Genomic DNA, 24,390 nt, shown 5'->3' on the forward strand with positions numbered 1-24,390 from the left:
ACGGCATGCCGTGCTTCTACATTTCTTGTCTCATTTATTTTTAACAAAAGGTATAATGGCATCACCTTTGCTTAATTAATTTCTCACCCGGCGTTTAAAAGCATATAATAATAACTATGCCATATCTTACCATTGATATATTGCAGCTTTTAGAGGAAAGGCTCGGTAAGGAGGAAGCAAAAAAGGTAGCGGAGGTTATTTAAGAAGCATTGAAAAGCGTTGAGGAAAAGGCTGAAGACTTAGCCTTACAGAAAAAGCTTGAACTAAAAGAAGAGTTAACAAAAGAGCTTATCACTAAAGCCGAATTTTATGGAGAAATAAGAGCCCTACGTCAAGAGATGCAAGCTGTGAAGTTAGAAATAGAAAAGGAAATACTAAGGCTTGATAGAAAGTTTACCATCCTATTTCTTATCTTGCTTTTTACCACTATTTTCCTAAACAAAGAGGCTTTAGAGTTTATCGCAAAGCTATTTGGTCTTATTAAATAATACCCTCAATCCTCTCCATAGGCCATTGCCAGCACCTCAAGTGGATGGTAAACCTTTTTGCCCGTTGCCATTTCTATATGGTTGCCCGAGAGGGGACAGTCGGACACAAAGAGGTCTGCGTTGGAGTTTTTCATATCTTCAAAAAGCCTTGATCCTACTTTTATGGACATATCAAAGGTTTCCTTTCGTACTCCAAAGGTGCCATCATGTCCAGAGCATCTTTCTATTATTTGAATTTTTGTGTTTGGTATTAACCTCATAAGTGCCACAGCCCTATAGCCTACGTTTAGGGATTTAAGGTGGCAAGGTATATGGTAGGCTATGCTTCCAAGGGAACGCTTAAAGTCCTTGTTGAACCTCTTTTCCTGATGAAGCTTGAAAAGGTACTCATGCACATCGTAAACCTTTTCGGAGACAAGTTTAACGTCTGGGTCATCGGGTAATAAAAGGGGATATTCATACTTTATCTGAAGGGCGCAGGTAGGTACTGGCACCACAATATCAAAGCCTGCCTTTACATACTCCTTTAGCCTTTCCACGTTATACTTTGCCTTCTCTATGGCCGTATCTATATCTCCTATATCAAAAGAAGGTATGCCACAGCACTGCTGTTCTGGAAGCTCTATGTATATGTCATTCTTCTCAAAGACCTTCAAGAGGGCCTTTCCCCTCTCAAGGTAGTTGTAATTTAGAAGGCATGTGTAAAAGAGGGCCACCTTACCATTCTCACCCTTTACCGGCTTTCTGTTCTTTCTAAACCAACTTGCAAAGGTCTCCGAGTTAATGGGTGGGAGCTTTGCCCTTCTGTCAATACCCATAAAGTTTTCCATAATCACCCGGAAGGTGGGTGTATTGTTTAGCTTATTCACAATGGGAGCAAAGGGAACGGAGAGTTTGCCTACCAAGTCTGTATTTAGCATAAATTTATCCGTTATTTTTGCTCCTTTGTTTTTGAATTTCCACACTTTATACCTCAGAGAAAGGTGGGGAAAGTCTATCTTCCACTCATGGGGTGGTGTGTAAGGGCATTTAAAATAGCACTGTTTGCAATGAAAGCATAGCTCTAAGGGAAGGGCAAGCTCTTCCTTTGAAAGCTTTTCAATATCATCATTATGTCTGTCTACTGCATCAAAGAGGGCTGGGAAAGAAGGACAGTAGGTAACGCACATCCTACAGTCTTTGCATTTGGAAAATACCCTCTTTGCCTCTTCCCATAGGGCTTGTTCGTTTAAAAAATTGGGATCCTTTATATTAAATTCAAAATCTTTCACACCACCGATAGCAGGTTCGTTCATAATTCCCTCCTTTTTTAATTAAGGGTGGGGGCAAGGCCCCCAAGGATATTAAATTAGCCGTTCTTAAGAGATTCCAAAGCCTTTTGGAACCTTCCAGCGTGGGACTTTTCTGCCCTGGCAAGGGTCTCAAACCACTCGGCTATGTCATCAAAACCTTCTTCCCTTGCTACCCTTGCAAAACCTGGGTACATTTCGGTGTACTCGTAGGTTTCACCAGCTATGGCAGCTTCAAGGTTCTGTTCCATGGTTCCTATGGGCATCTTGGTGGCAGGGTCTCCACCGCCATACTTCTCAAGGAATTCCAAGTGTCCAAAGGCGTGTCCAGTCTCGCCTTCTGCCGTTTCCCTGAATATGTTGGCTATGTCTGGATAGCCCTCAATGTCTGCCTTTCTGGCAAAGTAGAGATACCTTCTGTTGGCTTGGGACTCGCCAGCAAAGGCATGCATAAGGTTCTCAAGGGTCTTGGTTCCTTGTAAGCTCTTGCTCATGGTTGCCACCTCCTTTTAGGTTTTTGGTTATATATATTATATGAAAATTTTTTTCATTTGTCAAGGGGTATAAAAAAACTCGGCGGGCAAAGCCCGCCCTTTTTAACTTCACTGTGCTAACATAATATAGCATGCAGATGAGCCTTAGCATAGAAGAAGTAGAAGCCCTTTCAAAGGATTACAACCTCATACCAGTCTTTGCAGAGTTTATGGCAGACACAGAAACTCCCCTATCCCTCTACCTTAAGTTAAAGGGTGGATGGAAGTATAGCCTTCTCCTTGAGAGTGCAGAGGGGGGTATAAAGTGGGGAAGGTATTCCTTTATAGTGCTTTCCTCTGGCTTCTATTATGCATGGAAAAAGGGCATAGGTTGCATATACGACAGGGGAAGGGTAAAGCTTTTTGAAGAGAAAAACCCTTTGAAACCCATTGAAGATATCCTAAAAGCCTTTAAACCATACAAGGATCCAAGACTTCCAAGGTTCTGGGGTGGTATGGTGGGCTATGTGGGTTACGACATAATTAAGTATTATGAGCCTATAGAGGACAAAAATCCAGACCCTTTGAAGGTCTTTGACCTTTTTATGCTTATGAGCGATATAGTGGTGGTGCATGACAACTTGAGCGGTAGCCTACGCATAATAGTGCCACTTAATACGGAGAGGAACATAAGAGAAGAGTATGAAAGGGCAAGGAGAATAATGGAAGGTATAAAAGAGAAAATATTCAAAAGCTGTGTTTATCCCATACACTTCCCACACAGAGACCCAGATTTAAGGGAGTGGAGGTCCAACTTTACAAAGGAAGAATTTTTAAACATAGTCAAAAGGGCAAAGGAATACATAGCCCAAGGTGATGTGGTGCAGGTAGTGCTATCCCAAAGCTTTAAAAAGGACTTTTTTGGAAAGCCAGAGGGTATATACAGGTCCTTGAGGTATTTAAACCCTTCACCTTACATGTATTACATGGACCTTGGAGACATAAAGGTGATAGGCTCTTCTCCGGAGGTGCTTGTAAGGCTTGAAGAAAAAAGGATTGAGACAAGGCCTATAGCTGGCACAAGGAAGAGGGGTCTCACAGAAGAAGAAGATTTGGAGCTTGAAAGGGACCTATTAAAGGATGAAAAAGAAAGAGCGGAGCATCTTATGCTTGTGGACCTTGCAAGGAACGATGTGGGAAGGGTTAGCAAGCCCGGGAGCGTAAAGGTGGAGGGCTTTATGAGGGTGGAAAGGTACTCCCATGTAATGCATATAGTGAGCGATGTGGTGGGTGAGCTAAAGGAGGGGCTTTCTGCTGTGGATGTGCTAAAGGCTCTTTTCCCTGCTGGCACCGTCTCTGGAGCTCCAAAAGTAAGAGCCATGCAGATAATAGAGGAACTTGAAAATCAAAGAAGGGGCATATATGCGGGTGCGGTGGGCTACATATCCTTTGATGGAAATATGGACATGGCCATAGCCATAAGGACTGCACTGGTCCTTGGAAATGAAGTCTTTGTGCAAGCTGGAGCTGGCATTGTGGCTGACTCGGACCCAGAAAAAGAGTGGTGGGAGACGGTAAACAAGGCAAAGGCCCTCATGAAGGCCATAAGCATGGCGGAATTAGTCCAAGAATAGGGAGAGGCCCTTTAGACCCACCCTTTTAAATAATTCTCTCTTTACCATAGCCTTTAAAAGCTCTTTGTTTTCTTTAAAAACTGAAAACTTTTTCATAAGGCTTATCTTTTCTTCCTTACTTAAAGCATCATAAAGCCTTTGAGCTATCTCATTTTCCAAGCTTATGAGTATTTCCTCAGCCTGCGCTTGGTCCTTTGGTTCTGGATAGGTCAATTCTTCTCCCAAAAACCTTTTGGCTACCTCAAGCCTCTGGTAGAATTTTTCTTTCCAGTCTGGCGCAGTTTTTTTTACGGCCCTTTGCCTTTTCTTTTTTATCTCTTCAAAGCTCATGAAAAGGGGAAGCTTTGTCCTCTTTTCTGGAGGATAATAAAGGAAAAACCTTTTTATTCCCTCCTTTACCACCGGCAATGGATAGCCTTCTTCCTCCAAAAACTTCAAAAACCATGCATCCCTTGGTGAAAGGAAAAAATCTCCCTTTATCTCCAAGATAAAATCCTTAAGCTCTCTGTAGTAGCTCATGGACTCTCCTTAGAACTTCCTCATGGGAGAGCTCTGTCCTAAAGCCCTCTCCCGTGTAATGGGTCCTCACGCCTTCAAAAACTTTTAGGAACTTCCCTATGGGTGGTGGTTGGCCAATTTTAAAGGCCCTTGCCATGGATGATATGGTATAAAAGCCAAGGCTATTTATTTTTGACTCCTCCCTTATCAGCTTAAGAAGTTTGTTTGTTTCCTTGGATATCTCCACCATTCCCCTTATCTGCCACAGGCTTTCCACAAGGTCCTTGTCCCAGAGTTTTCCAAGCCAGAGAGGGCCAGCCCAAAGGAGCCTATTACCACAATGTGGACAGCTATCCCTTAAAGATTCAAGGCTCACACCTTCTCTGTATAGGCAACTATCACAGTAAAGAAGATAGCCTACGCTTTTTAAAAGCTCGTCTGCCCTTTTTGGCCCTATGTCCTTTTGGAAAAAGACTCTAAAATAGTGCCTATAAGAGTAAGAGAATATGGGCCTCAGGGCATAATCAAGCTTTGCTCCCTCTTCTACAACCTTCTTTATGAGTATCCTTATGCCTACCTCATGGTAGAACTCGGCGGAAAGCAAAGGCTTGGAAGCATACCTCCTTATGCATGTGCTGGGGTAGGTGCCAGAAAGGACTGAGGTGTCTGTGGCCGTTATGGCCAGGATACCACGCCTTGCCACTGGTAGTATACCGCTTTCCAAAAAAGGCACAGGAGAGCCAAAGGGGTCAATATCCACATAGTGAAAATTTCTTAACTTTCTTAAAAGCAAACAGGCATCCTCTTGGTATATCTCCACCTTATCTTCTTCAAGGCCATGGCTTTTTATAAGCCCTTTAAAGAACTCCACAGCCTTTGGGCTTATATCGTTATAAACTGCCAGCTTTACCTTGTTTGTCTCCAAAAGCATCCTAAGAAGCCTTACACCGCTTGCTCCCATGGGGTCGCAAATCCTCATATCTTGGTATGGTAGGCTCAAAAGCATCAAAAGGCTTATATCTCTGTTTTCCCTCATATGGGGGTTGTAAAAGACTTCCATCTGAGAAGATACTACCTCTGGAAGCTCAAGGTCCAAAAGCACCTTCCCTTCCCTTATCATGTGAGCCTGTAGCCCTTTACCGTATCCACCAAAAGCCTTACTTTATTTAGGTCCATATCGGGCATAAGCCCATGGCCCAAGTTGAATATATACTTAGACCTCCTTGGAATACATCTCAAAAGCTCCAACGCCTTCCTTACTATAGTCTCCTCATCTGCATAAAGCACCGTAGGGTCCAAGTTCCCCTGAAAGGCCTTAGAGCTATTCCTCATGGCATCAATCATATCCACAGTCCAGTCTACAGAGACGGCATCCACTGGGAGGCCTTCAAGGGCTTTCAAAAAGGAGCCGGAGCCTCTGTAGAAGTATATGATGGGTGTGTCTGAATGCTTTTTTAACTCTTCAAAAAGAACTTTTAAATAGCTCTGAGCGTATTCCTCAAAGTCCTCATAGGGCATATACATGGCCCAGCTGTCAAAGACCTGAAGTAGGTCCGCACCAGCTTTGATCTGCCCTTTCAAATACTCCAAAAGGTTCTCCACAAGCAAACTCATAAGCCTTTTGTATTCTTCCTTTCTTGTCCACATAAAAAGCTTTGTCTTTCTAAAGTCCCTGTTGGACCCACCCTCCACCATATAGGCCATTAAGGTAAAGGGAGCGCCACAAAAGCCTATAACTGGCACCTCTTTGACTTGCCCTTTTACTCCCCTTATTATCTCACCCACAAACTCCACCTGAGAAAAGCTTATCCTTTTTAAAGAAGAAACATTGCCATCCCAAGAAAGCACTGGCCCTTCTCCCTCCTCAAACCTTACCTCTACACCCATAGGTTCAAGAGGCACAAGGATGTCTGAAAAGATGATGATAGCATCCACGCCAAGGAGTTCCAAGGGAAGTAGGCTTGCCCTTACCGCAAGGTCCACCTTTTTGCAAAAGCTTAAAAAGTCCCTTTCCTTTTCCCTTAGTTCCCTATACTGTGGCATGTATCTGCCAGCCTGGCGCATAAGCCAAACGGGGAAGCGCGGTATCCTTTCTCCCTTTAGACTATCAAGAAGGAGCATTTAAATTATCTTAACATATACAAAGGCAAAGTGAGAACTCCCTGAATAATTGCAGAACACATGGATAAAAATAAACTTAGACAAACTTACTTTTTATCTTCCTCTATTAGCCTTTTTACCTCTTCTACCGCCTTATCTATATCCACATCCCACCTTTCGCCCGTGTGCCTACTTTGAAGCTCCACCTTACCCTCTTTTACCTTTTTGCCTACCACTATCCTATAGGGAAATCCACAAAGGTCTGCGTCCGCAAACTTAAAGCCCGGGCTTTCGTCTCTATCATCGTAAATGGTCTCTATGCCATACTCTTGGGCAAGCATATATAGCCTTTCTGCCACATCTCTTTGTTCTGGGTCTGAAGGGTTTACACATATGATATTTAGCTCAAAGGGTGCCACTGGCGTGGGCCACTTTATACCCTTCTCATCGTGGTACTGCTCCACTATGGCAGATATGCACCTTGATATACCAATGCCATAACAGCCCATAATTATGGGCCTCTCTTGACCCTGTGGGTCCTTATAGTATGCCTTCATAGGCTCCGAATACCTTGTGCCTAAAAGGAATATATGTCCAAGCTCCAAGCCTCTTCTTACCTTCAAAGAAGACCCACATTTAGGGCATGGGTCTCCTTCTTCCACCTGGCACACATCCACAAAATCACCATAAGAAAAGTCCCTTCCGGGGTTTGCGTTTATGTAGTGATAGTCTGGCTTGTTGAAGGCTATGACTGCGTTCTTTATGCCGTAGGTGGAGTTGTCCCAATAGACCCTTATGGAAGGTGGAAGGTTAAAAGGTCCTATAAAGCCCTTCTTTGTTTTCAAAAGGTCCCAAACCTCCTTATCCTCTGCAAGCCTGAAGTTTTCCGTTCCCAAAACGGCCTCCACCTTGTTCTCATCCACATTTCTGTCTCCCCTTATCATAAACATTACAAAATCTTTTCCATCCACCACGTAAAGCACAGCCTTTATGATCTTTCTTGCAGGCACACCAAGGTAGGAAGAGAGCTTTTCTATGGTATCTGTGCCGGGTGTGGCCACTTCTTGCAAGGGCCTTTCTTCCTCTCTTTCCTCTTCCGGCTTTGGAAGCTTTACTATCTCCGCATTGGCCGCATAGCCACAGTTTTCGCAGTAAGCTACCCTTGCCTCCCCATAATCGGTAAGCACCACAAACTCATGGGAGCTTATACCACCTATGGTGCCTACGCTTGCCTCCACCATAAGGGTGTCCAGTCTTAGCTTTTTAAAGATCCTATGGTAGGCAAACTTCATGCTCTCGTAAGAGATCATGGCGGACATCTCGTCCGCATCAAAAGAATAAGCATCCTTCATAATAAACTCCCTTCCCCTTATAAGGCCAAAGCGTGGCCTTTTTTCATCCCTAAACTTTACCTGTATTTGATAAAGGATTAAAGGAAGCTGTCTGTAGGAGTTTACGTAGCTTCTTACAAGGTCTGTTATCTCCTCCTCGTGGGTAGGTCCAAGGCAGTATTCCCTTCCGTTCCTGTCTTTTAGAGTAAAAAGCTCCCTTCCATACAGGTCCCATCTTCCCGTTTCTCTCCAAAGTTCTGCTGGGTTCAAAACGGTAAGCAAGACCTCTTGGGCGCCACTTCTGTCCATCTCTTTACGCACTATGTTTTCTATCTTCCTTAGGACCCTTACACCGGGAGGAGTAAGCTCGTATATGCCAGCAGAAACCTGCTTTATAAAGCCACCTTTTATAAGAAGCTTGTGAGAAGGAGCTTCTGCATCGGCAGGGTCTTCCTTAGATGTATACCAAAAATACTTACTCCAACGCATTTATTCCATTATATCATTTAGCTCTTTGAAATAGCCTAAGTTAATAGAGTATATTATAGTCTATGCTGAGGGAAGGGTGGATAATCATAGCCTTTATAGTCATACTAAGCGCCATAATCCTTCCTATTCCAGCCTTTCTTTTGGACCTTTTATTGGCTCTTAGCATTACCTTTTCTTTGACTGTGCTTGTGCTTACCACCTTCATAAAGGAACCACTTGAGCTTTCTGTATTTCCAAGCATATTGCTTTTGGGGACCCTTTTGAGGCTTTCCCTTAATATTGCCGCCGCCAGAAGGATCCTTCTCCATGGGCATGAGGGAACGGATGCGGCGGGACATATAATAGAAGGCTTTGGCACTTTTGTGGTAGGTGGAGACGTTGTGGTGGGTCTTATAGTCTTTCTAATCTTTATAGTTATAAACTTCATAGTGATAACAAGGGGTGCGGAGAGGGTTTCAGAAGTGGCGGCACGCTTTACCTTGGATGCCATGCCAGGAAAGCAGATGAGCATAGACGCAGACCTAAACGCAGGCCTTATAACGGAGGAAGAAGCCAAAAGAAGGAGGGCACAGCTTGAACAGGAGGCAAGCTTTTATGGAGCCATGGACGGTGCCAGTAAGTTTATAAGGGGTGATGCCATCGCAGCCCTCATCATACTCTTTTTGAGCCTTGTGGGTGGCCTTGTGGTGGGATTGGTCTTCAAGGGTATGGGCTTTCTTGATGCCATAAGAACCTATTCTTTGCTCACAGTAGGGGAGGGGCTTGCCAGCCAGATACCTGCTTTGATGCTTTCCACGGCCGCTGGCGTGGTCGTGACAAAGTCTTCTTCAAAGGATAGGCTTGGAAGGGCCCTTTTAGAAGAGTTTTCAAAGGAGCCAAGAGTATTCCTATTTTCCTCTGGCCTTTTACTCTTTATAGGCCTTATACCGGGCTTTCCCAAGTTGCCCTTTTTCCTGTTGGCTGGTCTCCTTGGAGGCCTCTATTACACACTAAACAAAGCCCTAAAGCAAGAGGAACTTAGAAAGCTTGAAGAGGTATTGAAAGAACAGAAAAAGCCCGCTTTGGAAAAGAAAGAAGAAGAGTTTTTTACACAGCCGGAGGCCATAGCCCTTGAGATAGGTTATGGTCTTATACCCTATGTGGATGAATCGCAAGGCGGAGACATTCCAGAGAGGATAAAGTCCATAAGGAGACAGCTGGCAAATGAATACGGTGTGATCATCCCACTTGTGCATATAAGGGACAACCTTAGGCTAAAGCCTCACCAATACAGAATACTCATAAGAGGCATAGAGGTAGATTCATATGAGGTCTTCCCAGGACATTGGCTTGCCATAGACCTTGGCAATGCAAGAGAACCCCTTCAAGGAATAGAGACAAAGGACCCCTCTTTCAAGTTAAAAGCCTATTGGATAAGGGAAGAGCTAAAGGATAAGGCTCAAAGGCTTGGCTATATGGTGGTGGATATATCTACTGTGATAATAACCCACCTTAGTGAGACCATAAAGAGAAACCTTTATGAAATACTGGGAAGGGCAGAGGTTATGGAACTTGTGGAGAACCTATCTAAAAAATATCCAAAGGCGGTGCAGGGCCTTGTGCCAGATGTAGTACCCATATCCATACTACATAGAGTGCTCCAAAACCTTTTGAGGGAAGGCATACCCATAAACGACCTTCTTACCATACTTGAAACTCTTGCAGATTACATAGAACAGACAAAGGACCCAGACCTGCTTACAGAGTTTGTAAGGCAAAGGCTTTCTAAAAGAATAACAAGGTTGTATAGCACTAACGGAACATTGTACGCCATGATAATATCTCCCAAGCTTGAAGCCAAGCTAACCGCATATGTTCAGGAAGGTAAAGAAGATGAATTTTTGGACCTTTTGGTTAATAAGGTATATCCCAAGCTATCGCAGGAGATTGTTAAGTTTAACCAATACCAAGCTATGCCACTTATCATCACCTCTGGAAGCATAAGGAGGCATGTAAGGAAGGTGCTTGAAAATTACATGCCAAACCTTACGGTGCTGTCTTATAATGAACTTGATAGACAGCTAAACTTAAAGGTTATAGGTGTTATAGATGAAGATTAAAAAGCTTATTGTGGATTCCATTCAGGAAGCAGTGGAGGAAGTAAGGGCTTTATATGGCTCAGAGGCGGTTATCTTGTCCACAAGGGTTGTAAAACAAAAGCTTATACCCTTTTTACCTTTTCCAAAAAGTTCAAAGCTGGAGATAACCGTTGGCATACCAGATAAGGAAGACTTTGCCACAGAGTTAAAAAAAGAAGAGAGTTTATACCAAGAGATAAACAGACTAAAGGAAAACCTAAAGGAGGTTATGGACCTTGTAAAAAAACAAAAGTTGGAAAAGGAAGAGCCAAAAAAGGATGACTTGGAATCGGAATACTCCATAAGAGCTTTGCACCTTATGAACAAACTTATAAACAGGGGGGTTTCAAGGGATGTGGCTCAAAAGATAGTGGAATCCGCCTGTGGTTATGACTTTGAACTAAAAAGGCTTGACCTAAAGGGTGAAAACATAGAGTCTCTTATAGAAGGTTTTAGCAAAAACATAAAGCTTGTGGAGAACTTTCCCGAGGAGGGCTTTAGCGTAATAACGCTCCTTGGCCCCACTGGCGTGGGTAAAACCACCACTATAGCCAAGTTGGCGTACATGCTGAAAAACAAAGGTAAAAGGGTGGGGCTTATAACCATAGATAGCTACAGGGTTGGAGCGGTGGAACAGCTTAGGACCTATGCCAACATAATGGAGCTTCCTTTTAGGATTGCAGATACGCCTTACAGGCTTAGGGAATGTATAGGAGAACTTTCTTCCCTTGATCTTGTGCTAGTGGATACGGGCGGCAGAAGCCAGTATGATGAGATAAGGATAAGGGAGCTTTCTCCCTTTTTTGCCAAGCTTCCAGCCCTAAAAGCCTATATAACCCTTGGAGCCAACGCAGAGGAAAGGGTACAGTATGAAGTTATAGAAAGCTTTAGCTTTGTAGAACCCGCTGGATTAATATTTACAAAACTGGATGAAACCAACTACTTTGGTACCACCATAAACGTGGCCTATAGAACCCAGTTACCTGTGCTTTGTTTTACCACAGGGCAGAGGGTGCCAGAGGACCTTATTATGGCAAGTTATGAGTATTTGGCTAAGATATTCTTAGGGGTAGCGTGATGGAAGCACAGGCTTTGCACCTATTAAAGGCAGAGGGTAAAGAGGAAAGGACGGGCTATATGGCCGTAGCCAGTGGCAAGGGTGGAGTAGGAAAAACACTCATAACCATAAACATAGGAAGAATACTAAGCAAAAAAGGCAAAAAGGTGCTTATAGTAGATGGAGACTTGGGGCTTAGCAATGTGCATATAATGCTTGGCATAACTCCAGCAAAGAACTTGTACCACTTCTTTATGGGAGAAGTGCCCATTGAGGAGGTGGTGGTCCCCATTGAAGAAAACCTTGCCTTCATATCCAGCGGTAGTGGTGTGAGAGAGTTGGTAAACTTACCACCAGCTCAATTAAAAAGCCTAATATACAGGCTTCAGGAATACGCAGAAAAGAACTACCAATGGGTTATCTTTGATACGCCACCAGGCATTCACTTTGATACCACAGCCCTAGTATCTTCCAGCCACATTCCCCTTATAATAACCACACCAGAACCCACATCTATAGCAGACGCCTACGGGCTTATAAAGGTGCTAAACCAAGAGGAAAAGCTAAAAGAATTTTATCTGCTTGTAAATAAGGTGCAAAGCGATGAGGAAGGCATAAAGGTCTTTGAAAGCATAAAGGTGGTATGCGAAAAATTCACTTCTGCAGAAGTAAGGTATTTGGGAAGTATAAGGTTTAACCCAAAGATGATAAGGAACATAATAAACCAAAACCCCTTTGATGAAAGCCTTACAAGGGATCTTACCAACGCCTTATCAAAGCTATCCTTGGATATAAGACCTCAACCCATGAGCTTTTGGCAAAGATTACTATCAAAGCTAAGGAGATAAACATGACTATAGGAGTGATAGGTTACGGCAATATGGGAGAAAGCTTTTCAAAAGCTATAAAGGAACATGTGGAGATAGTGGTTTACGATGTAAGCGAGGATAAAAGGCAGAAGGCCCTTTCGGAAGGCTTTGGAGTGGCAAGTAGTTTGGAGTTTTTACTGGAAGTATCAGACTGGCTTTTGCTTGCGGTAAAGCCAAAGGATGTGGAAGGTGTGCTAAGGGAGATAAGGGACAAGATGGGGGATAAGCTTTTGATAAGCGTGGTGGCAGGCCTTAGCCTTTCAAAGATGGAGGAGATGAGTAAAACTTCAAAGATAATAAGACTTATGCCCAATATAAACGCCCTTGTGGGTAAGGCTACCATAGCCTGCGCCTTTGGTGGGGGAGTAAAGGAAGAGGAAAAGGAAAGCTTTAGAAGGGTTTTTTCCAAGGCTGGAAGCCTGTATGAGATAGAAGAAAATCTTTTTGATGCCTTTACTGCCCTTGCGGGTTCTGGTCCTGCCTTTGCCTTTAAGTTCGTGCATGCCCTGGCTCTGGCGGGGGTAATAGAGGGCTTTTCTTATCAGCTTGCCAAGTCCATAGCCATAGATATGCTTTTGGGCTCTTGTGAGCTTTTGAAGGTGATGGGGGGACATCCGGAGGATTGGATAAGCAAGGTGGCCTCTCCCGGAGGGACCACCATAGAAGGCATAAAGGTGCTTGAAGAACGTGGCTTTGCTGGCATAGTAATGGAGTGTATCCAAAAGACTTCGGAAAAGGCCAAAAGGCTCTTATGATATTTTCCTTAGAAAAAGGCAGTGCAAGGCTTGTTCTCAAAAGGTGGGAAGAGGACAAAGATGTTTTGACCCTCAAACAGGTGCATTCTTCCAAGGTTTATGTTTTAAATAGCTTTACAGATGGCCTTGAGGGCGATGCCATAATTACGCAAAAGAGAGGTTTGAAGATAGGTGTGAGGTCTGCAGACTGCGTACCTTTGGCCTTCCTTGGAGAGAAAACGGTGGCGGTTGTACACGCAGGTTGGAGAGGTCTAAAGGATGGCATAGTGGAAAAGACTGTGGAAGCACTTTCCAAGTTTGAGCCATTGGATAGCTTTTTAGCCTTTGTGGGCCCCTCTGCAAAGGCTTGCTGTTATGAGGTGGGAGAAGATTTTAAAAATTACTTTTCATGTCTTCACTTTAAGAACAAAAGCTTTTATATGGATACGCAGGAAGAGGCTATATTGAGGTTAAAAAAGAGCGGAATAAAACACCTTTTTGTATACAAAGTTTGCACCATTTGCCACCATAGCCTACCATCCTACAGAAGAAACAGAACACAAGAAAGGCTTTTGACTTATGTGGAGCTAAAGCCCTTTCTATCCACTTTTATCTGATACATCCTTTTGTCTGCAACCTCCAACAGCTTCCTAAAATCCTTCTCATCATCTGGATAACAAGCAAAACCAATGGATACTGATAAGGGGATTTCAAGAGATTGGTTCATCTCCTCTATGTTTCTTTCTATCCTTTCTAGAAGTATTAAACTATCTCCACAAGCCCTTATGGGGGCCACAATTAAAAACTCATCTCCTCCATACCTTATTGCCACATCTTCATGACCCCTGATGGACTGGTTTATAGCTTTTGCAAGATTTTTTATGAGTTCATCTCCCTTTAAATGGCCATAAGTATCGTTAACCTGTTTTAAGTTGTCCAAATCTAAGAAGGCAACCAAGTAGTTCAACCCAAGGCTCAAAATAGCTTTTATTCTTTGTGGTAAGACTTCTTCAAAGTATAGCCTATTAAAAACTCCCGTTATAGTGTCTAAGTACTTCTTTTCCATCTCTTTCCTTTGTGTTTTTACAAGCTTGTAGCTAAGGAAAAAGGTATAGGAAAAGATAAGGTAAGAAAACACGTTCATAAAGCTAAAGTAAATTCTCAAATTAACCACGTAGCTTGCATAGTAGCCAGCGGACAAAAGCAGAAAGGCTACAGCATACAAAAGAGCAAGCCTTCTAAAAAAGAGATCCTTTACAGCATAACCTACACTTAGCATAAATATGGCAATGCCAAGGGCTATATAAACCTCCCACATAACTCACTCCGCCTGTTTATAATAATAACATACTAACACTCCGGGTGAGAAATTCGTTCTTTGTCCAATTGTTATAGAATATTAGCATGATAACAAAAAAGCAAGTGCAAGAAATTTTTTCTGCTGTAAGCAAAAAATATGACTTTTTTCTAAACCTTATAACCTTAGGAAGTATAAGCCAATGGCAAAGGGACCTTCTTGATATGCTACCTTATGAGGGCAACAGGCTTGATGTGGGAACTGGTACTGGCGAGGTGCTTTTGAAGTCTCAAAACAAGGGCCTAAGGGTGGGCATAGACCTATCTTTGGAGATGCTAAAGATAGCAAGGTCAAAGTGCAAGGCTTGTAAGTTTTTGGTGGCAGATGCGGAAAATATGCCTTTTAAAGACCGTTCTTTTTCTTCCCTAAGTCTTTCCTTAGTTTATAGACATCTCCTAAACAGAAAGGCCTTTCTCAAAGAGGCAAAAAGAGTTTTAAAAGATAATGGCCATATGGCCCTTTTGGATATAAACAAGTTCTTTATAACCCCACTTTTGATATTTTTGATGAAATACCCTCTAAAGCCTCTTGGCCTTCTTCTATTTGGTAGCGATAAATGGGCCTTTTTTATACACTCCCTTGAAAACTCCCTTAGCATAGAGGAGGTAAAAAGGGAGCTTGAGGAGGAGGGCTTTTATGTGGTGGAGGTCCAAAGGAGGCTTTTGGGATTGGTCTATATTATCCTTGCCAAAAAAGGCTGAGGTATTACAGCTTTTTTTATTTTTTGTACTTTTAATCTTTTCCCTTTGGAGGGTAGAAAGGGAAGAGGCCTTTTTGTACTTTGAAGATGAGGGTCTTTTGGAGGTGCTTGTAGAAGGCCCTGTGGTGGAAGAGGGTGGAAGATTAAGGCTAAGAGCAAAGGTCCTAAGCGGAGACTTCCCAGAGCTGTATGGTAAAAAGATAAGCCTTAGCCTTTATGGTGCAGAGGACATCCCTTCAGGGGCCTTTTGGCTATACGGTAAGGTGAGGGCAGAAGGAGACAAGGTCTTTGTAAGCGCCAGCTGGAAAGATATAGAAGGGCCATCCTTGAGGCAAAAGAGCCTAAGGGAAAGATATATGGGAAAGGTGGAAGAGAAAATAAAAGACCCACAGGTAAGGGCCTTGACCCTTAGCTATCTCTTTGGAGAGTCTCAAGAGCTTCTACCACAGGATATTTTTTATCACTTTAGGAAAACGGGCTTGATTCATATACTTGTCATATCTGGCTTTCATGTAGCCATGTTCTTTTTCATACTAAAATATGCCCTACCCTATCCTTATGGGGTATTGCTTGCCACCATTGGCACAAGCCTTTATGTGATCTTTTTGACACCACAGGACCCACCAGCTTTGAGGGCTTGGCTTATGTTTTTGCTTTGGGTTTTGGTAAAGCTCTCTCAAGGTGTGCCAAACTCTTTAAACATCCTACTTTTTTCTTGCAGTCTTCTACTACTCTTTGAACCAAGCTTTGTAAAATCTTACTCCTTTTGGCTTTCCTTCTTTGCCACCCTTTACATACTTTTGGGCTTGAGAATAGTTAGAAGGGAAGAAAACAGCCTAAAGTGGAAGGTTTTAAACTCCTTTCTAATTTCCTTCTTTGCCTTTTTGGGTGTGTCTCCCTTGCTTTGGAGTTTCACCACCAGCAGTGCGGGTAGTATAGTCTTTAGCCCTTTAGTTGGATTTATGTTTTTGCCCTTTACAGTTTATGGTATTTGGGAAATCATCACATTCTTTAGCCTTCCCACTTTTCCAATGGAAGTGATGGGTAAATTCATCCTATTTTCTGTTAAAGCACTTTCCCATTTTGACTTGGATGTGGGGATTCCTTTAGGCTTAAAGCAGGCTATTTTTCTATCAAGCTTTGGAGCTATGATTTTGTATGTGTGGGGAATATACAGGAAAAAAGATAGGTGTGCTTCAAATATTTTTAAAAATTGACAGTAAGCCTTTCAAAGCTTAACATTTTAGTTATGAGAAAGTTTTTATTAGCGCTTCTTTTCCTAAGCTTTTTTAACCTTGCCTTAGCTAAAGAGGTGCCTTTTACACAGGAGGATAGGGATAGGATAACAAGGCTTGAGGTGAAGGTTGAAGAGGGTTTTAAAGCGGTCAATCAAAGAATTGATGATGTTAATAAAAGGATTGACGACTTAAAGGAGTCTACTCAAAAACAGAGTGATGATCTGAGAACCTTAATCCTCTGGGGCTTTGGTGTATTGTTTAGTGGTATGGGAATTTTAATAGGCTTGGTAATGTGGGACAGAAGGACCGCCATATCGCCTGTGGTAAAAAAGACAAGGGAGTTGGAAGATAAAAGCGATAGGGTGGAGAAAGTTTTAAAGGAATTGGCCAAAGAAGACCCAAAGATAGAGCAAGCCTTAAAACGGGCGGGATTGCTTTAAACCTTGAATTGACAAAGGACCTTTAAAAGTTTAACATTTAAAGCATGAGAAAGTTTTTATTGGTCTTTGTGTTTTTAAGTTTCCTTGGCCTTGCCTTCTCCAAAGAAGTGCCTTTTACACAAGAGGATAGGGATAGGTTAAGAAGTATAGAAATAAAGGTTGAAAGACTTGAGGTAAAAGTAGAAGCCTTGGAAAAGCGCATGGATATTCTTCAAAAACAGGTTGATGAGTTGAGGAGCGATTTTAGGAATTATATGAGCATTGTTTTGGGAGCTTTATTGACGGTTATAGTGGGAATAATCGCTCTAATTGGATTTATACTATGGGACAGAAGAACTGCCCTATCTCCCGTAGCCAAGAAGACAAAAGAATTGGAAGACAAAAGCGATAAGATAGAAAAAGTCTTAAAAGATTTAGCAAAAAGAAATCCAGAGATAGAAGAGGTATTAAAAAGGGCAGGACTTTTATAAATTAATTTTTTAATTCTATCTCCACGCCAAACTTATCAATCTCCTCTTTTAAATTTTTGTCCTTTATATCTTTAGTAGCTTATTAAATCCACCTTATAAGGTAGGTCAAGGTCCTCTATCTTTGAGCCTATCATTAGTATCTGCCTTAGGTTTATGTTTTCGCCCACAAGGGCTATATCTATATCGGAACTCGCCTTAGAAGTGCCCTTTACCCTTGAGCCAAAGATAATAACCTTTTCTATGTTTCCCTCCTCTTTTAAAACATCCAGTATCTTTTTCAAAATATGCTCTGGTATGTCCATTTATGGGTCCTCTTCCCTTTCAATCTTTTCAAAGGTTTCCTTAAGCTTGTTAAAAAGGTCTGCATATTTTTCCACAATTACCTCAAATATCTCTTCCACCATGCTTTCATCATAAACATGTAATGTAATGTTTCGTGCCTTTATTGTATCCATCCAAGCCTCACCATCCTCAATAAGCCCAACCCTAAAAGCTTCCCTTATAGCATCCCTTGAGCCTTTAATATTTTGATAACCTTGGTATTCTAAATAATCTTTGAGTAGGTTCCATGCAAGCTCATGGGTAAATTCAAAAGCCTGAATTAAACCTTGCTTTTCCAAAAGGGATAATTCCCTTTCCTTAGAAAGCAATATTGCACTGTTTAGCTGATTTAGAGCTTTTTTGTAGGAATTAAACCTTTGCTTCTATCTTGGTAAGGCTTGCATCTATAAAGATTGTAATAAAAACCCCCGCAGGAGGCGGGGGTGGATGGGATTGTTAGAATTGAGTTTGAAGGGCCAAGGTCCAGTCGGTATAGTTCTTCCTGTTGTCGACATTCTTGTTCTTCAGGCTTACTACGTCAGCACCAAATTGTATCTTGGCATCTTGGCCCTTTATGTAGTAGTTGAGGAACACACCTACCCTATTAGTATCTAAGTTGCTAGCTGTCCTATCATCCTGCTTTTCATACCTTATGCCAAGAGCTGGCTTTCCAAGGCCTACCACTTGGTCATAGAGAAGCTGGCCTTGGACATACCATACCCTATTTTTCCCTATAGAAAGTTCACCTGGTGGTTCATAAGTATTATTCCTGTTGTTATCTTTCCATGTTCCTATGTCCTTATTATCCTGATAGCCAAGCTGGAGGTTTGGCACTATGTCTCCAAACTTTTGCTCCCACATGGCGTCCACGGTCCAAGACTTAGCAGTTTTTGAATTGCCAGCTCCATCATCCCATTTTTGGGTGTTATAACCAATACCTATTGTTAGCACATTTTGCCTTCCAAGGTAAGTATCCGCAAGCGTAAAGCCCTTTTCTGCCTTGTATCCAAGCATGGTAGGTGTGAATTGTATCCTTCCGGCAAAGGCAAGGTTGTCTTTTTTACCAATACCATTACCGTTTTTATCAACATTTACATGGTCATATCTTCCATCAAAGACACCAATCTGATACTTAACAAGACCATCTGCTATGTTGCCCCAGAAGGTAAGACCTGCATCCCTGTAACCATTTTGCACATTAGAACCTATGGTAAATGGAGTAAAGTAATTACCTCTTACGCTATATCCATATCCAGTTGGTATATAGTAGCTGTAGCTGTCTGTTAGAGATGCCCTTGAGAAGGGAAGCCTGTAGAGACCTGCCATTACTTGGAACTCATCCATAAGCTTTAGGTTGATGAAGGCGTCGTTAACTCTGGAGTTTGAAGTACCTTGGTGAGTACCTCTTCCTTGTCCACCACTATACACCGCAGAATCCAAGTTGGCACCAAATTGGACTATCTTGTTGACTTGCCCGCTGAAGTAGATACGAGCATTGGCGATGGAAAAGTCGTTGTAATCTTTACCACCCGGTGTGGTCTTACCCAGATGCTGTGCCCAGATCTGGAGTTTTAGTCCCATGTTGGCAAAGGTGTCTTCGTCAACTCTGATGACTGCTGCCTGAGAAGGCAATACCGCTGCTCCCATTAGGGCTGCTACTGCCAAAAGGCTCTTCCTCATGTTGGTACCCTCCTTAAAAGGTTTTGATGGCAATATAATAGCAAAAAAAGGGATGCTTGTCAAGACTTTTTTAAAGTTTGCAAGATTTCCAAAGGCTTTTAAACAGCAAGTTTTATTTTTGCAAAAATTCAAAATCTTCACCAAGGGCATATAATATTTACCATTGGGGTCAAAATACAATGAGAACGGTGGATGTTAGTTCAAAGCCAGAGACTCTTAGGACTGCCAAAGCCTACGGTAGGATAAGGCTACGGCCAGAGACCATAAGGGCCATAAGGGAGGGCAGAGTGCCAAAGGGGGATGTGATCCCTTCTTGTAGGCTTGCGGGCATTATGGCTTCAAAGAAAACTCCCGAGCTTTTACCCTTTTGCCATCCTGTAAGCCTTGAACATGTGGAGATGGATGTAAGGGTGGGAGAGGATTATGTGGAAGTTTTCTCTTTTGTAAAGGGCATCCATAGGACTGGCTATGAAATGGAAGCTCTTACTGCCGTTAGTGTTGCCCTTCTTACCATCTACGATATGTGTAAGGGTATGGATGATAGCATGCTTATAGAGGAGATAAGACTGTTGGAAAAGGCTGGGGGCAAGTCTCAGTGGTCAAAGGGCCTTGAGGGTGTGGTGGTGAGGGTTATATCCGAGTGCGGCATGAAGGAGTATATAGAGGGTAAGCTTTCAAGCCTTGGGGCTATCATCTCCGAAGGTGATGCCCAGCTGGTGGTAAGCACTCAAAGGCTTGACCTTTCTGAGGTTTGGGGGGTGTCTTATGCCATAAACCAAAAGCTCTTTTCCTTGGTCCCAGAGAGGCTAAGGGAGGGTGTAAGGGTGGGTAGGTTTGAGGGCAAGCCGTGCGTAGAAATTCAACCAGACAGGGAAGTTATAGAGGCCTTTTTTGGTAGCTTTGGAAGTCTCTTGGGAATTTGGGTAGATGGAGAGGCTGTATAACTGGCTTCTTTTGAAGGCTATAAGGGGGCTTGGGGAGGTATCCATAAAAAGGCTCTGGTTGGCCTTTGGGTCTGCGGAGGATATACTTTCTGCAAGCTATGAGGACCTAAGGGAGATGTTGGGAGAGGAGAGGGCAAGGGCGATAAAAAGAAGGGAGCTTTCCTTTGAGCCAGAGGAGGTTATAAGGCTTGTGGAAAGGGAGGGCATAGGTTGGGTATGTTTGGAGGATGAGGCCTATCCTACCTCTCTCAAAGAGATAGAAGACCCTCCTCCCGTGCTTTTCTACAGGGGAGAGATAAGGCAGGTGCCCATGATAGGCATAGTGGGGACAAGAAAGCCAGATAGCCAAAGCTTGGGCTTTATAAAAAGCTTGGTTAGAGAGGTGGTAAGCAAGGGCTATGGTGTTTGCTCTGGCGGAGCCATAGGTTGTGATTTTTATAGCCACAAGGAGTGTTTAGCCCTTGGGGGCTATACCGTATGCCTTTTGGGCATGGGAATACTAAAAATTCCAGCCTATCTAAGTAAGTTGCAAAATGGGAATATGCTTTTTCTGTCCGAGTTTTTGCCAGAGGCAAGCCCAGAAGAATACACCTTTCCAAGGAGAAACAGGCTTATAAGCGGTCTTTCTAAGGCTTTGGTGGTGGCAGAAGCGGGCCAAAAGAGCGGTTCTTTAATAACGGCCCAATACGCCATAAAACAGAAAAAACCCTTATGGGTATATGTAGGCAACGCCCTAAGTCAAAGGTGGTTGGGCTGTATAAACTTGGTAAACGAGGGCAAAGCCAAGGTGCTGTATAGCCCTACCCTCCTTTTCCAAGAGCTTCCTTCTTCCCACTCCTTAAAGGACCCACTCCTTGACCTTTTGACCACACCAAAAACCTTTGATGAGCTATTGGAGATCACAAGGCTTTCTCACCAAGAGCTTACCATGAAATTAACCCAGCTTGAGCTGGAGGGTAAGGTTTTGAGGAATGGGTCATACTACATGAGCCTTTGAGTGGAGACGAGGGGAGTTGAACCCCCGACCTCCTGCTTGCGATGCAGGCGCTCTCCCACTGAGCTACGTCCCCTTGGAATTTTAAATTATACACTCAAAACACTTCAAGGTCCACGGGCTGGTATTCCCTTAATCTTTTTAAAAGCTCTTTGAGATGTTTTTTATCCACCTTTATAAGAAGCTCCCAAAGTTTTTCAAGCCTTTTGCCTTTTGCCTCCACAGGAAGGTTTTTTAAGTTTGGCTCCGACCTTAACCTTGCCCTTACAAGCCTTTTGAAGGGTGGAAGGTCCTCTTCCTCTCTCCTTTTTAATTCCTCTTGGCAAAAGCCATGCCAGTCCTTGTTTTTGATAAACTCCAATACAGGGTTGTCTTCCAGCGCCGTTTGGATTATTAGCCTTTTTTTGCTAATACAGAGTGCCTGCCACAGGTAAGAAAAATACCTTTCTAAGGAATCAAACCAAGGCACCGAAAGGATATTGTCTGAGTGAAGCACTAAAACATTGTCATAACTCTTCCCGAGCCTTGGCACCGTGTCAAAGTGAAAGTTTTCTCTATTTCCAAAGAGCCTGTGTACCTCTTCTATGGCCTTTTCTATGCCAAAGCCAAGCTCTTTGAGCTGTCTGCCACACTCTGGGCATAGGGCATGGGACTTATACCCGCAAGAGGTGCAAAAGACCCTTTCCTTATCCTTGCTCAAGGTCAAAAAGCCCTTGCACCTTGGACATTCCACCATCCAACCACAAAAACTGCAAAAGGCATAGGCATAACCACTTTTATTTACAAGGAAAAGCCACTCCTCTTGGCTGTTTTTTATAAGCTCTCTTACCGAAGGTGAAAGGATCTCTTGGGCTTTTCTTTTGAAGACAAAAACCTCCGCCTGCGGCGCATGGTAGTGTCTTTCCCAATCTTCTCTTGTGCATAGGCTAAGGGGCATAAAGGTGCTAACAAGCAAAAAGTTTGCACCGTAATACCTGGAAAGGGTATAGAGAAAGTGTCTTATATCAAAGCCTTCCAATGCCTTGGATGTGTTTTCATCAAAGTAGATGAGCAGGTCCATGCTTTTTAGAGGTGCTAAAAGGGCTATTTTGCTTCCCAAAAGCACAATGCCATCGGCGGAGGAAATATAAAACCACTTTTTGATAAAGTCCTTTGGCTTATCTTGGGACCTAAGGAGGATTAGCCTATCTCCCAAAAGGGGATAAAGATGCTCAAACAGAACAGAAAGAAGGGATATACTGGGGCAAAAGATAAAGGTGTTTTTCCCTTCTTTTACAAGTCTTTCAAGATGTGTCGCCACATGGCTTATTAGACCCTCCCAATGGCCAAAGATTACAGACTTTTTTCCCAAGGGTCTTACATATTCCACCCTTGCCTGCCTTATGGTGGGCGCACCCCTTATCTCACGAATTATTTCCTCCCTTTCTCCTATTATGCCCTTCTGGACCAAGGCTTTTATATCATCACCCTTAAAGCCTGCCGATCGTAGCTCTTCCCTGCTTGCTATCCTATTTTCCAAAAGGTAGTATATTAGCCTTATTTTTTCTTCCTTGTTTTTAAACCTCCTTAGCCTTTGTATTGCCTCTTCCAACGGCACAAGCAGGCTGTAGTAGGTGATGGTAAGGTCTGGCATCTTCCACTCTTTTACCCTCTTTAAAAAGCCAAGGTCTAAGAGCTTTTCAATTATATCCCTCCCAAACTTTTCTTTTAGACTCTCCTCCTTTACAGCCCTTCTTGTTTTTACATACTCAAGCACCTTAAGGCTTAGCTTATCAATAAACTTCCAGTCCTTTTCTCCAAGGCGGATGTATTCCTCCTCCCTCCAGTCAAAAACAGAGGGCATAAGGTCAAAGAGAAGCTTCCAAGGTAGCTGGGCAAAGTAATTGGCCGTTTCAAGGATGGACAGGATATGTTTTTCTGTTGTAATGGGCTTTTCATCGGGAAAGGTAAGGTCTATGGCTTCTCCCTCTTTTGCCAATCCCACCACAAGGCCAGTTTTACCCCTTATGAGAACTCGGTAGCCTACTGGACTGCCTGCGTAGGGAAATTCTGCCTTTACTTTAAGGCTTCTCCCACCTGGTAGTGCTATCTTTAAATTCATTCACCGTAATACTCCGCCTTTGAGGTGGCCGTTTCCCAAAGGACCACCTTGACCACCTTTACCTCTCCCAAAAGCCCCACCTGAGATAGCTTTTCCACCAAAAAGTCATAAAAGAACTTGGCCAAGGCTTCCGCAGTGGGACAAAAATCCACTGGAAATATCTTTAAGGCTCCGTACTTTTCCGCCACAGTTTTTAGCTCCTCATACATTGGGTCCTTCACATCTATGATAAAGCTGTGGTCTATGGTGTCTATTAGGTCCTTCAAAGCGTTTTTTACATGGTAAAAGTCCAAAACCATCTCCTGTTCTGATAGCACGTTGGACCCTATGACCACTTCCAACAGGTAGCTATGTCCATGAAGGTTTACGCACTTGTTTACAGGCACTTCCTTTCCAAGGGTAAGCTCCGCACCCCTTCCACAGGTGAGGTTTTGCTTCCAAACCCTATGGCCAGCCTCAAACCTAAAGGTCTTTGTAATCTGCCACTTCATCACCACACCACCACCCTTTCGGCCTTTACTATTAGATCGGCTATCTCTTGGTAGCTCTTTGTAAGGTTTTCTGGTATTTTTATGCCCCTTGCCTGGGCATCTTCTTTACAAGCATACCAACCCTTCCTTGTGGGAAAGCGCAAAACACCATCTTGGATAAGTATAACTATATCATCCTCTTCCACCAAGTCTGAGCTAAAGTCTCCCAACTTTCTAACAAGCCACAAGGTCCTTACCATACCATTACAGCCTCCGCAGATTTTATCATTTCCTTTATTTCCTCAATGCTTTTTACTTCCACTTCACAGACCAAATCCTCTGGCTTTAGGCCTCTCTCTTCTAAGGATGTGTCTTCCACAAAGACCTTTACATTAACATAGGCCATGTTCTCCAAAAGCCTTTCAAAGCCCTCTATACCAAGCTCCTCTGGATGCCACTTTGTAAGGGCATATACGCCATCCTTTATGAAGATAAGGCTTACTTCAGAGTTTATGCCGAGGGCCATGGCCACCCTTAGGGCCTCATGGCACTTCCATGAGAAAGGGTCTCCCTTTACTATAAAGGCTATTCTCATG

27 protein-coding genes and 1 tRNA gene are annotated in these 24,390 nt (G+C 43.1%); 13 read left to right on the top strand and 15 right to left on the bottom strand.

Annotation, left to right across the window (positions count from 1 at the left end; translation table 11 throughout):
* Positions 1–209 precede the first annotated feature (209 nt).
* Positions 210–488, top strand: coding sequence for a hypothetical protein (locus tag ACZ5GB_RS01435; RefSeq protein ID WP_464327211.1), 279 nt, complete (start codon positions 210–212; stop codon positions 486–488).
* 5 nt (positions 489–493) lie between these two features.
* Here ACZ5GB_RS01435 and ACZ5GB_RS01440 read toward each other — a convergent pair whose 3' ends face one another.
* Together ACZ5GB_RS01440 and ACZ5GB_RS01445 are read right to left on the bottom strand one after the other, a co-directional pair.
* Positions 494–1,783, bottom strand: coding sequence for an anaerobic glycerol-3-phosphate dehydrogenase subunit C (locus tag ACZ5GB_RS01440; protein ID WP_464327212.1), 1,290 nt, complete (start codon positions 1,781–1,783; stop codon positions 494–496).
* Positions 1,784–1,836: 53 nt separating this feature from the next.
* A complete protein-coding gene (locus tag ACZ5GB_RS01445; protein ID WP_464327213.1) occupies positions 1,837–2,271 on the bottom strand; it encodes a rubrerythrin family protein in 435 nt (144 codons plus the stop codon).
* Positions 2,272–2,402: 131 nt separating this feature from the next.
* Here ACZ5GB_RS01445 and trpE point away from each other — a divergent pair, with 131 nt between their 5' ends.
* The gene (gene trpE, locus ACZ5GB_RS01450) at positions 2,403–3,884 is read left to right on the top strand and encodes an anthranilate synthase component I (RefSeq protein WP_464327214.1); all 1,482 of its coding nucleotides are present in this window, start codon (positions 2,403–2,405) and stop codon (positions 3,882–3,884) included.
* Here the strand turns inward: trpE and ACZ5GB_RS01455 are convergent.
* The 4 genes from ACZ5GB_RS01455 to ACZ5GB_RS01470 form a co-directional block, all read right to left on the bottom strand.
* The gene (locus ACZ5GB_RS01455) at positions 3,870–4,403 is read right to left on the bottom strand and encodes a hypothetical protein (protein WP_464327215.1); all 534 of its coding nucleotides are present in this window, start codon (positions 4,401–4,403) and stop codon (positions 3,870–3,872) included. The genes trpE and ACZ5GB_RS01455 overlap by 15 nt on opposite strands.
* Positions 4,381–5,502 (bottom strand): tRNA (guanine(10)-N(2))-dimethyltransferase, encoded by a 1,122-nt coding sequence (locus tag ACZ5GB_RS01460; RefSeq protein WP_464327216.1) that lies wholly within the window; start codon positions 5,500–5,502, stop codon positions 4,381–4,383. Before ACZ5GB_RS01460 ends, ACZ5GB_RS01455 begins: the two co-directional genes overlap by 23 nt.
* On the bottom strand, positions 5,499–6,503 hold the full coding sequence (gene hemE / locus ACZ5GB_RS01465; RefSeq protein WP_464327217.1) for a uroporphyrinogen decarboxylase: 1,005 nt from the start codon (positions 6,501–6,503) through the stop codon (positions 5,499–5,501). Before hemE ends, ACZ5GB_RS01460 begins: the two co-directional genes overlap by 4 nt.
* A gap of 86 nt (positions 6,504–6,589) precedes the next feature.
* On the bottom strand, positions 6,590–8,302 hold the full coding sequence (locus ACZ5GB_RS01470) for a proline--tRNA ligase (protein ID WP_464327218.1): 1,713 nt from the start codon (positions 8,300–8,302) through the stop codon (positions 6,590–6,592).
* 62 nt (positions 8,303–8,364) lie between these two features.
* Here ACZ5GB_RS01470 and flhA point away from each other — a divergent pair, with 62 nt between their 5' ends.
* The 5 genes from flhA to pgeF are packed head-to-tail and all read left to right on the top strand — an operon-like array spanning position 8,365 to position 13,696.
* The gene (gene flhA / locus ACZ5GB_RS01475; protein WP_464327219.1) at positions 8,365–10,401 is read left to right on the top strand and encodes a flagellar biosynthesis protein FlhA; all 2,037 of its coding nucleotides are present in this window, start codon (positions 8,365–8,367) and stop codon (positions 10,399–10,401) included.
* Positions 10,391–11,497 (top strand): flagellar biosynthesis protein FlhF, encoded by a 1,107-nt coding sequence (locus tag ACZ5GB_RS01480; protein WP_464327220.1) that lies wholly within the window; start codon positions 10,391–10,393, stop codon positions 11,495–11,497. Before flhA ends, ACZ5GB_RS01480 begins: the two co-directional genes overlap by 11 nt.
* On the top strand, positions 11,497–12,324 hold the full coding sequence (locus tag ACZ5GB_RS01485) for a MinD/ParA family protein (RefSeq protein WP_464327221.1): 828 nt from the start codon (positions 11,497–11,499) through the stop codon (positions 12,322–12,324). The genes ACZ5GB_RS01480 and ACZ5GB_RS01485 overlap by 1 nt, the downstream gene beginning before the upstream one ends.
* A gap of 2 nt (positions 12,325–12,326) precedes the next feature.
* Entirely contained in the window at positions 12,327–13,100 is a 774-nt protein-coding gene (proC, locus tag ACZ5GB_RS01490) for a pyrroline-5-carboxylate reductase (RefSeq protein ID WP_464327222.1), read from the top strand.
* Positions 13,097–13,696, top strand: coding sequence for a peptidoglycan editing factor PgeF (gene pgeF, locus ACZ5GB_RS01495; protein WP_464327223.1), 600 nt, complete (start codon positions 13,097–13,099; stop codon positions 13,694–13,696). The genes proC and pgeF overlap by 4 nt, the downstream gene beginning before the upstream one ends.
* Here the strand turns inward: pgeF and ACZ5GB_RS01500 are convergent.
* Positions 13,657–14,397, bottom strand: a complete 741-nt coding sequence (locus ACZ5GB_RS01500) for a GGDEF domain-containing protein (RefSeq protein ID WP_464327224.1) — start codon at positions 14,395–14,397, stop codon at positions 13,657–13,659. The genes pgeF and ACZ5GB_RS01500 overlap by 40 nt on opposite strands.
* Before the next feature lie 86 nt (positions 14,398–14,483).
* Here ACZ5GB_RS01500 and ACZ5GB_RS01505 point away from each other — a divergent pair, with 86 nt between their 5' ends.
* The 4 genes from ACZ5GB_RS01505 to ACZ5GB_RS01520 are packed head-to-tail and all read left to right on the top strand — an operon-like array spanning position 14,484 to position 17,284.
* Positions 14,484–15,137 carry a class I SAM-dependent methyltransferase gene (locus ACZ5GB_RS01505; protein ID WP_464327225.1) on the top strand — a complete coding sequence of 218 codons (654 nt, stop codon included), beginning with the start codon at positions 14,484–14,486 and terminating at the stop codon, positions 15,135–15,137.
* Positions 15,073–16,353 carry a ComEC/Rec2 family competence protein gene (locus ACZ5GB_RS01510; protein ID WP_464327226.1) on the top strand — a complete coding sequence of 427 codons (1,281 nt, stop codon included), beginning with the start codon at positions 15,073–15,075 and terminating at the stop codon, positions 16,351–16,353. Before ACZ5GB_RS01505 ends, ACZ5GB_RS01510 begins: the two co-directional genes overlap by 65 nt.
* A gap of 32 nt (positions 16,354–16,385) precedes the next feature.
* The gene (locus ACZ5GB_RS01515) at positions 16,386–16,814 is read left to right on the top strand and encodes a hypothetical protein (protein ID WP_464327227.1); all 429 of its coding nucleotides are present in this window, start codon (positions 16,386–16,388) and stop codon (positions 16,812–16,814) included.
* A 44-nt stretch (positions 16,815–16,858) separates the two neighbouring features.
* Complete coding sequence (locus ACZ5GB_RS01520) at positions 16,859–17,284, top strand: hypothetical protein (protein WP_464327228.1); 426 nt, start codon at positions 16,859–16,861, stop codon at positions 17,282–17,284.
* 71 nt (positions 17,285–17,355) lie between these two features.
* Here ACZ5GB_RS01520 and ACZ5GB_RS01525 read toward each other — a convergent pair whose 3' ends face one another.
* The 3 genes from ACZ5GB_RS01525 to ACZ5GB_RS01535 all read right to left on the bottom strand — a co-directional run bounded on the left by ACZ5GB_RS01525 (position 17,356) and on the right by ACZ5GB_RS01535 (position 19,285).
* Entirely contained in the window at positions 17,356–17,586 is a 231-nt protein-coding gene (locus tag ACZ5GB_RS01525; protein WP_464327229.1) for a nucleotidyltransferase domain-containing protein, read from the bottom strand.
* Positions 17,587–17,934 carry a nucleotidyltransferase substrate binding protein gene (locus tag ACZ5GB_RS01530; RefSeq protein ID WP_464327230.1) on the bottom strand — a complete coding sequence of 116 codons (348 nt, stop codon included), beginning with the start codon at positions 17,932–17,934 and terminating at the stop codon, positions 17,587–17,589. It lies immediately after the preceding gene.
* 127 nt (positions 17,935–18,061) lie between these two features.
* Positions 18,062–19,285, bottom strand: coding sequence for a porin (locus ACZ5GB_RS01535; protein WP_464327231.1), 1,224 nt, complete (start codon positions 19,283–19,285; stop codon positions 18,062–18,064).
* A gap of 179 nt (positions 19,286–19,464) precedes the next feature.
* On the opposite strand from ACZ5GB_RS01535, the gene moaC reads away from it, so the two are divergent.
* Complete coding sequence (moaC, locus tag ACZ5GB_RS01540) at positions 19,465–20,229, top strand: cyclic pyranopterin monophosphate synthase MoaC (protein ID WP_464327232.1); 765 nt, start codon at positions 19,465–19,467, stop codon at positions 20,227–20,229.
* Positions 20,213–21,226 carry a DNA-processing protein DprA gene (gene dprA, locus ACZ5GB_RS01545; RefSeq protein WP_464327233.1) on the top strand — a complete coding sequence of 338 codons (1,014 nt, stop codon included), beginning with the start codon at positions 20,213–20,215 and terminating at the stop codon, positions 21,224–21,226. Before moaC ends, dprA begins: the two co-directional genes overlap by 17 nt.
* A 1-nt stretch (position 21,227) precedes the next feature.
* On the opposite strand, the gene ACZ5GB_RS01550 is transcribed toward dprA, so the two are convergent.
* The 5 genes from ACZ5GB_RS01550 to ACZ5GB_RS01570 form a co-directional block, all read right to left on the bottom strand.
* Positions 21,228–21,299: transfer RNA gene (locus ACZ5GB_RS01550), tRNA-Ala, on the bottom strand.
* 21 nt (positions 21,300–21,320) lie between these two features.
* Positions 21,321–23,324: a hypothetical protein gene (locus ACZ5GB_RS01555; RefSeq protein ID WP_464327234.1), complete on the bottom strand. Its 2,004-nt coding sequence runs from the start codon at positions 23,322–23,324 to the stop codon at positions 21,321–21,323.
* Positions 23,321–23,815 carry a 6-pyruvoyl trahydropterin synthase family protein gene (locus ACZ5GB_RS01560; RefSeq protein ID WP_464327235.1) on the bottom strand — a complete coding sequence of 165 codons (495 nt, stop codon included), beginning with the start codon at positions 23,813–23,815 and terminating at the stop codon, positions 23,321–23,323. The genes ACZ5GB_RS01555 and ACZ5GB_RS01560 overlap by 4 nt, the downstream gene beginning before the upstream one ends.
* Complete coding sequence (locus ACZ5GB_RS01565; RefSeq protein ID WP_464327236.1) at positions 23,815–24,054, bottom strand: sulfurtransferase TusB; 240 nt, start codon at positions 24,052–24,054, stop codon at positions 23,815–23,817. The genes ACZ5GB_RS01560 and ACZ5GB_RS01565 overlap by 1 nt, the downstream gene beginning before the upstream one ends.
* Positions 24,048–24,389 carry a DsrE family protein gene (locus tag ACZ5GB_RS01570; protein ID WP_464327237.1) on the bottom strand — a complete coding sequence of 114 codons (342 nt, stop codon included), beginning with the start codon at positions 24,387–24,389 and terminating at the stop codon, positions 24,048–24,050. The genes ACZ5GB_RS01565 and ACZ5GB_RS01570 overlap by 7 nt, the downstream gene beginning before the upstream one ends.
* Between the last annotated feature and the right edge of the window lies 1 nt (position 24,390).

This window comes from Hydrogenobacter subterraneus (genome assembly GCF_055390195.1).

Bases quoted from the DNA above. Each gene is read 5' to 3' on its own strand.
- dprA (WP_464327233.1), top strand. From the start codon at position 20,213: ATGGAGAGGCTGTATAACTGGCTTCTTTTGAAGGCTATAAGGGGGCTT.
- ACZ5GB_RS01565 (WP_464327236.1), bottom strand. From the start codon at position 24,054: ATGGTAAGGACCTTGTGGCTTGTTAGAAAGTTGGGAGACTTTAGCTCA.
- ACZ5GB_RS01455 (WP_464327215.1), bottom strand. From the start codon at position 4,403: ATGAGCTACTACAGAGAGCTTAAGGATTTTATCTTGGAGATAAAGGGA.
- trpE (WP_464327214.1), top strand. From the start codon at position 2,403: ATGCAGATGAGCCTTAGCATAGAAGAAGTAGAAGCCCTTTCAAAGGAT.
- hemE (WP_464327217.1), bottom strand. From the start codon at position 6,503: ATGCTCCTTCTTGATAGTCTAAAGGGAGAAAGGATACCGCGCTTCCCC.
- moaC (WP_464327232.1), top strand. From the start codon at position 19,465: ATGAGAACGGTGGATGTTAGTTCAAAGCCAGAGACTCTTAGGACTGCC.
- proC (WP_464327222.1), top strand. From the start codon at position 12,327: ATGACTATAGGAGTGATAGGTTACGGCAATATGGGAGAAAGCTTTTCA.
- ACZ5GB_RS01570 (WP_464327237.1), bottom strand. From the start codon at position 24,389: ATGAGAATAGCCTTTATAGTAAAGGGAGACCCTTTCTCATGGAAGTGC.
- ACZ5GB_RS01555 (WP_464327234.1), bottom strand. From the start codon at position 23,324: ATGAATTTAAAGATAGCACTACCAGGTGGGAGAAGCCTTAAAGTAAAG.
- flhA (WP_464327219.1), top strand. From the start codon at position 8,365: ATGCTGAGGGAAGGGTGGATAATCATAGCCTTTATAGTCATACTAAGC.
- ACZ5GB_RS01510 (WP_464327226.1), top strand. From the start codon at position 15,073: ATGTGGTGGAGGTCCAAAGGAGGCTTTTGGGATTGGTCTATATTATCC.
- ACZ5GB_RS01560 (WP_464327235.1), bottom strand. From the start codon at position 23,815: ATGAAGTGGCAGATTACAAAGACCTTTAGGTTTGAGGCTGGCCATAGG.
- ACZ5GB_RS01500 (WP_464327224.1), bottom strand. From the start codon at position 14,397: ATGTGGGAGGTTTATATAGCCCTTGGCATTGCCATATTTATGCTAAGT.
- ACZ5GB_RS01520 (WP_464327228.1), top strand. From the start codon at position 16,859: ATGAGAAAGTTTTTATTGGTCTTTGTGTTTTTAAGTTTCCTTGGCCTT.
- pgeF (WP_464327223.1), top strand. From the start codon at position 13,097: ATGATATTTTCCTTAGAAAAAGGCAGTGCAAGGCTTGTTCTCAAAAGG.
- ACZ5GB_RS01440 (WP_464327212.1), bottom strand. From the start codon at position 1,783: ATGAACGAACCTGCTATCGGTGGTGTGAAAGATTTTGAATTTAATATA.
- ACZ5GB_RS01505 (WP_464327225.1), top strand. From the start codon at position 14,484: ATGATAACAAAAAAGCAAGTGCAAGAAATTTTTTCTGCTGTAAGCAAA.
- ACZ5GB_RS01525 (WP_464327229.1), bottom strand. From the start codon at position 17,586: ATGGACATACCAGAGCATATTTTGAAAAAGATACTGGATGTTTTAAAA.
- ACZ5GB_RS01480 (WP_464327220.1), top strand. From the start codon at position 10,391: ATGAAGATTAAAAAGCTTATTGTGGATTCCATTCAGGAAGCAGTGGAG.
- ACZ5GB_RS01515 (WP_464327227.1), top strand. From the start codon at position 16,386: ATGAGAAAGTTTTTATTAGCGCTTCTTTTCCTAAGCTTTTTTAACCTT.
- ACZ5GB_RS01460 (WP_464327216.1), bottom strand. From the start codon at position 5,502: ATGATAAGGGAAGGGAAGGTGCTTTTGGACCTTGAGCTTCCAGAGGTA.
- ACZ5GB_RS01445 (WP_464327213.1), bottom strand. From the start codon at position 2,271: ATGAGCAAGAGCTTACAAGGAACCAAGACCCTTGAGAACCTTATGCAT.
- ACZ5GB_RS01535 (WP_464327231.1), bottom strand. From the start codon at position 19,285: ATGAGGAAGAGCCTTTTGGCAGTAGCAGCCCTAATGGGAGCAGCGGTA.
- ACZ5GB_RS01470 (WP_464327218.1), bottom strand. From the start codon at position 8,302: ATGCGTTGGAGTAAGTATTTTTGGTATACATCTAAGGAAGACCCTGCC.
- ACZ5GB_RS01485 (WP_464327221.1), top strand. From the start codon at position 11,497: ATGGAAGCACAGGCTTTGCACCTATTAAAGGCAGAGGGTAAAGAGGAA.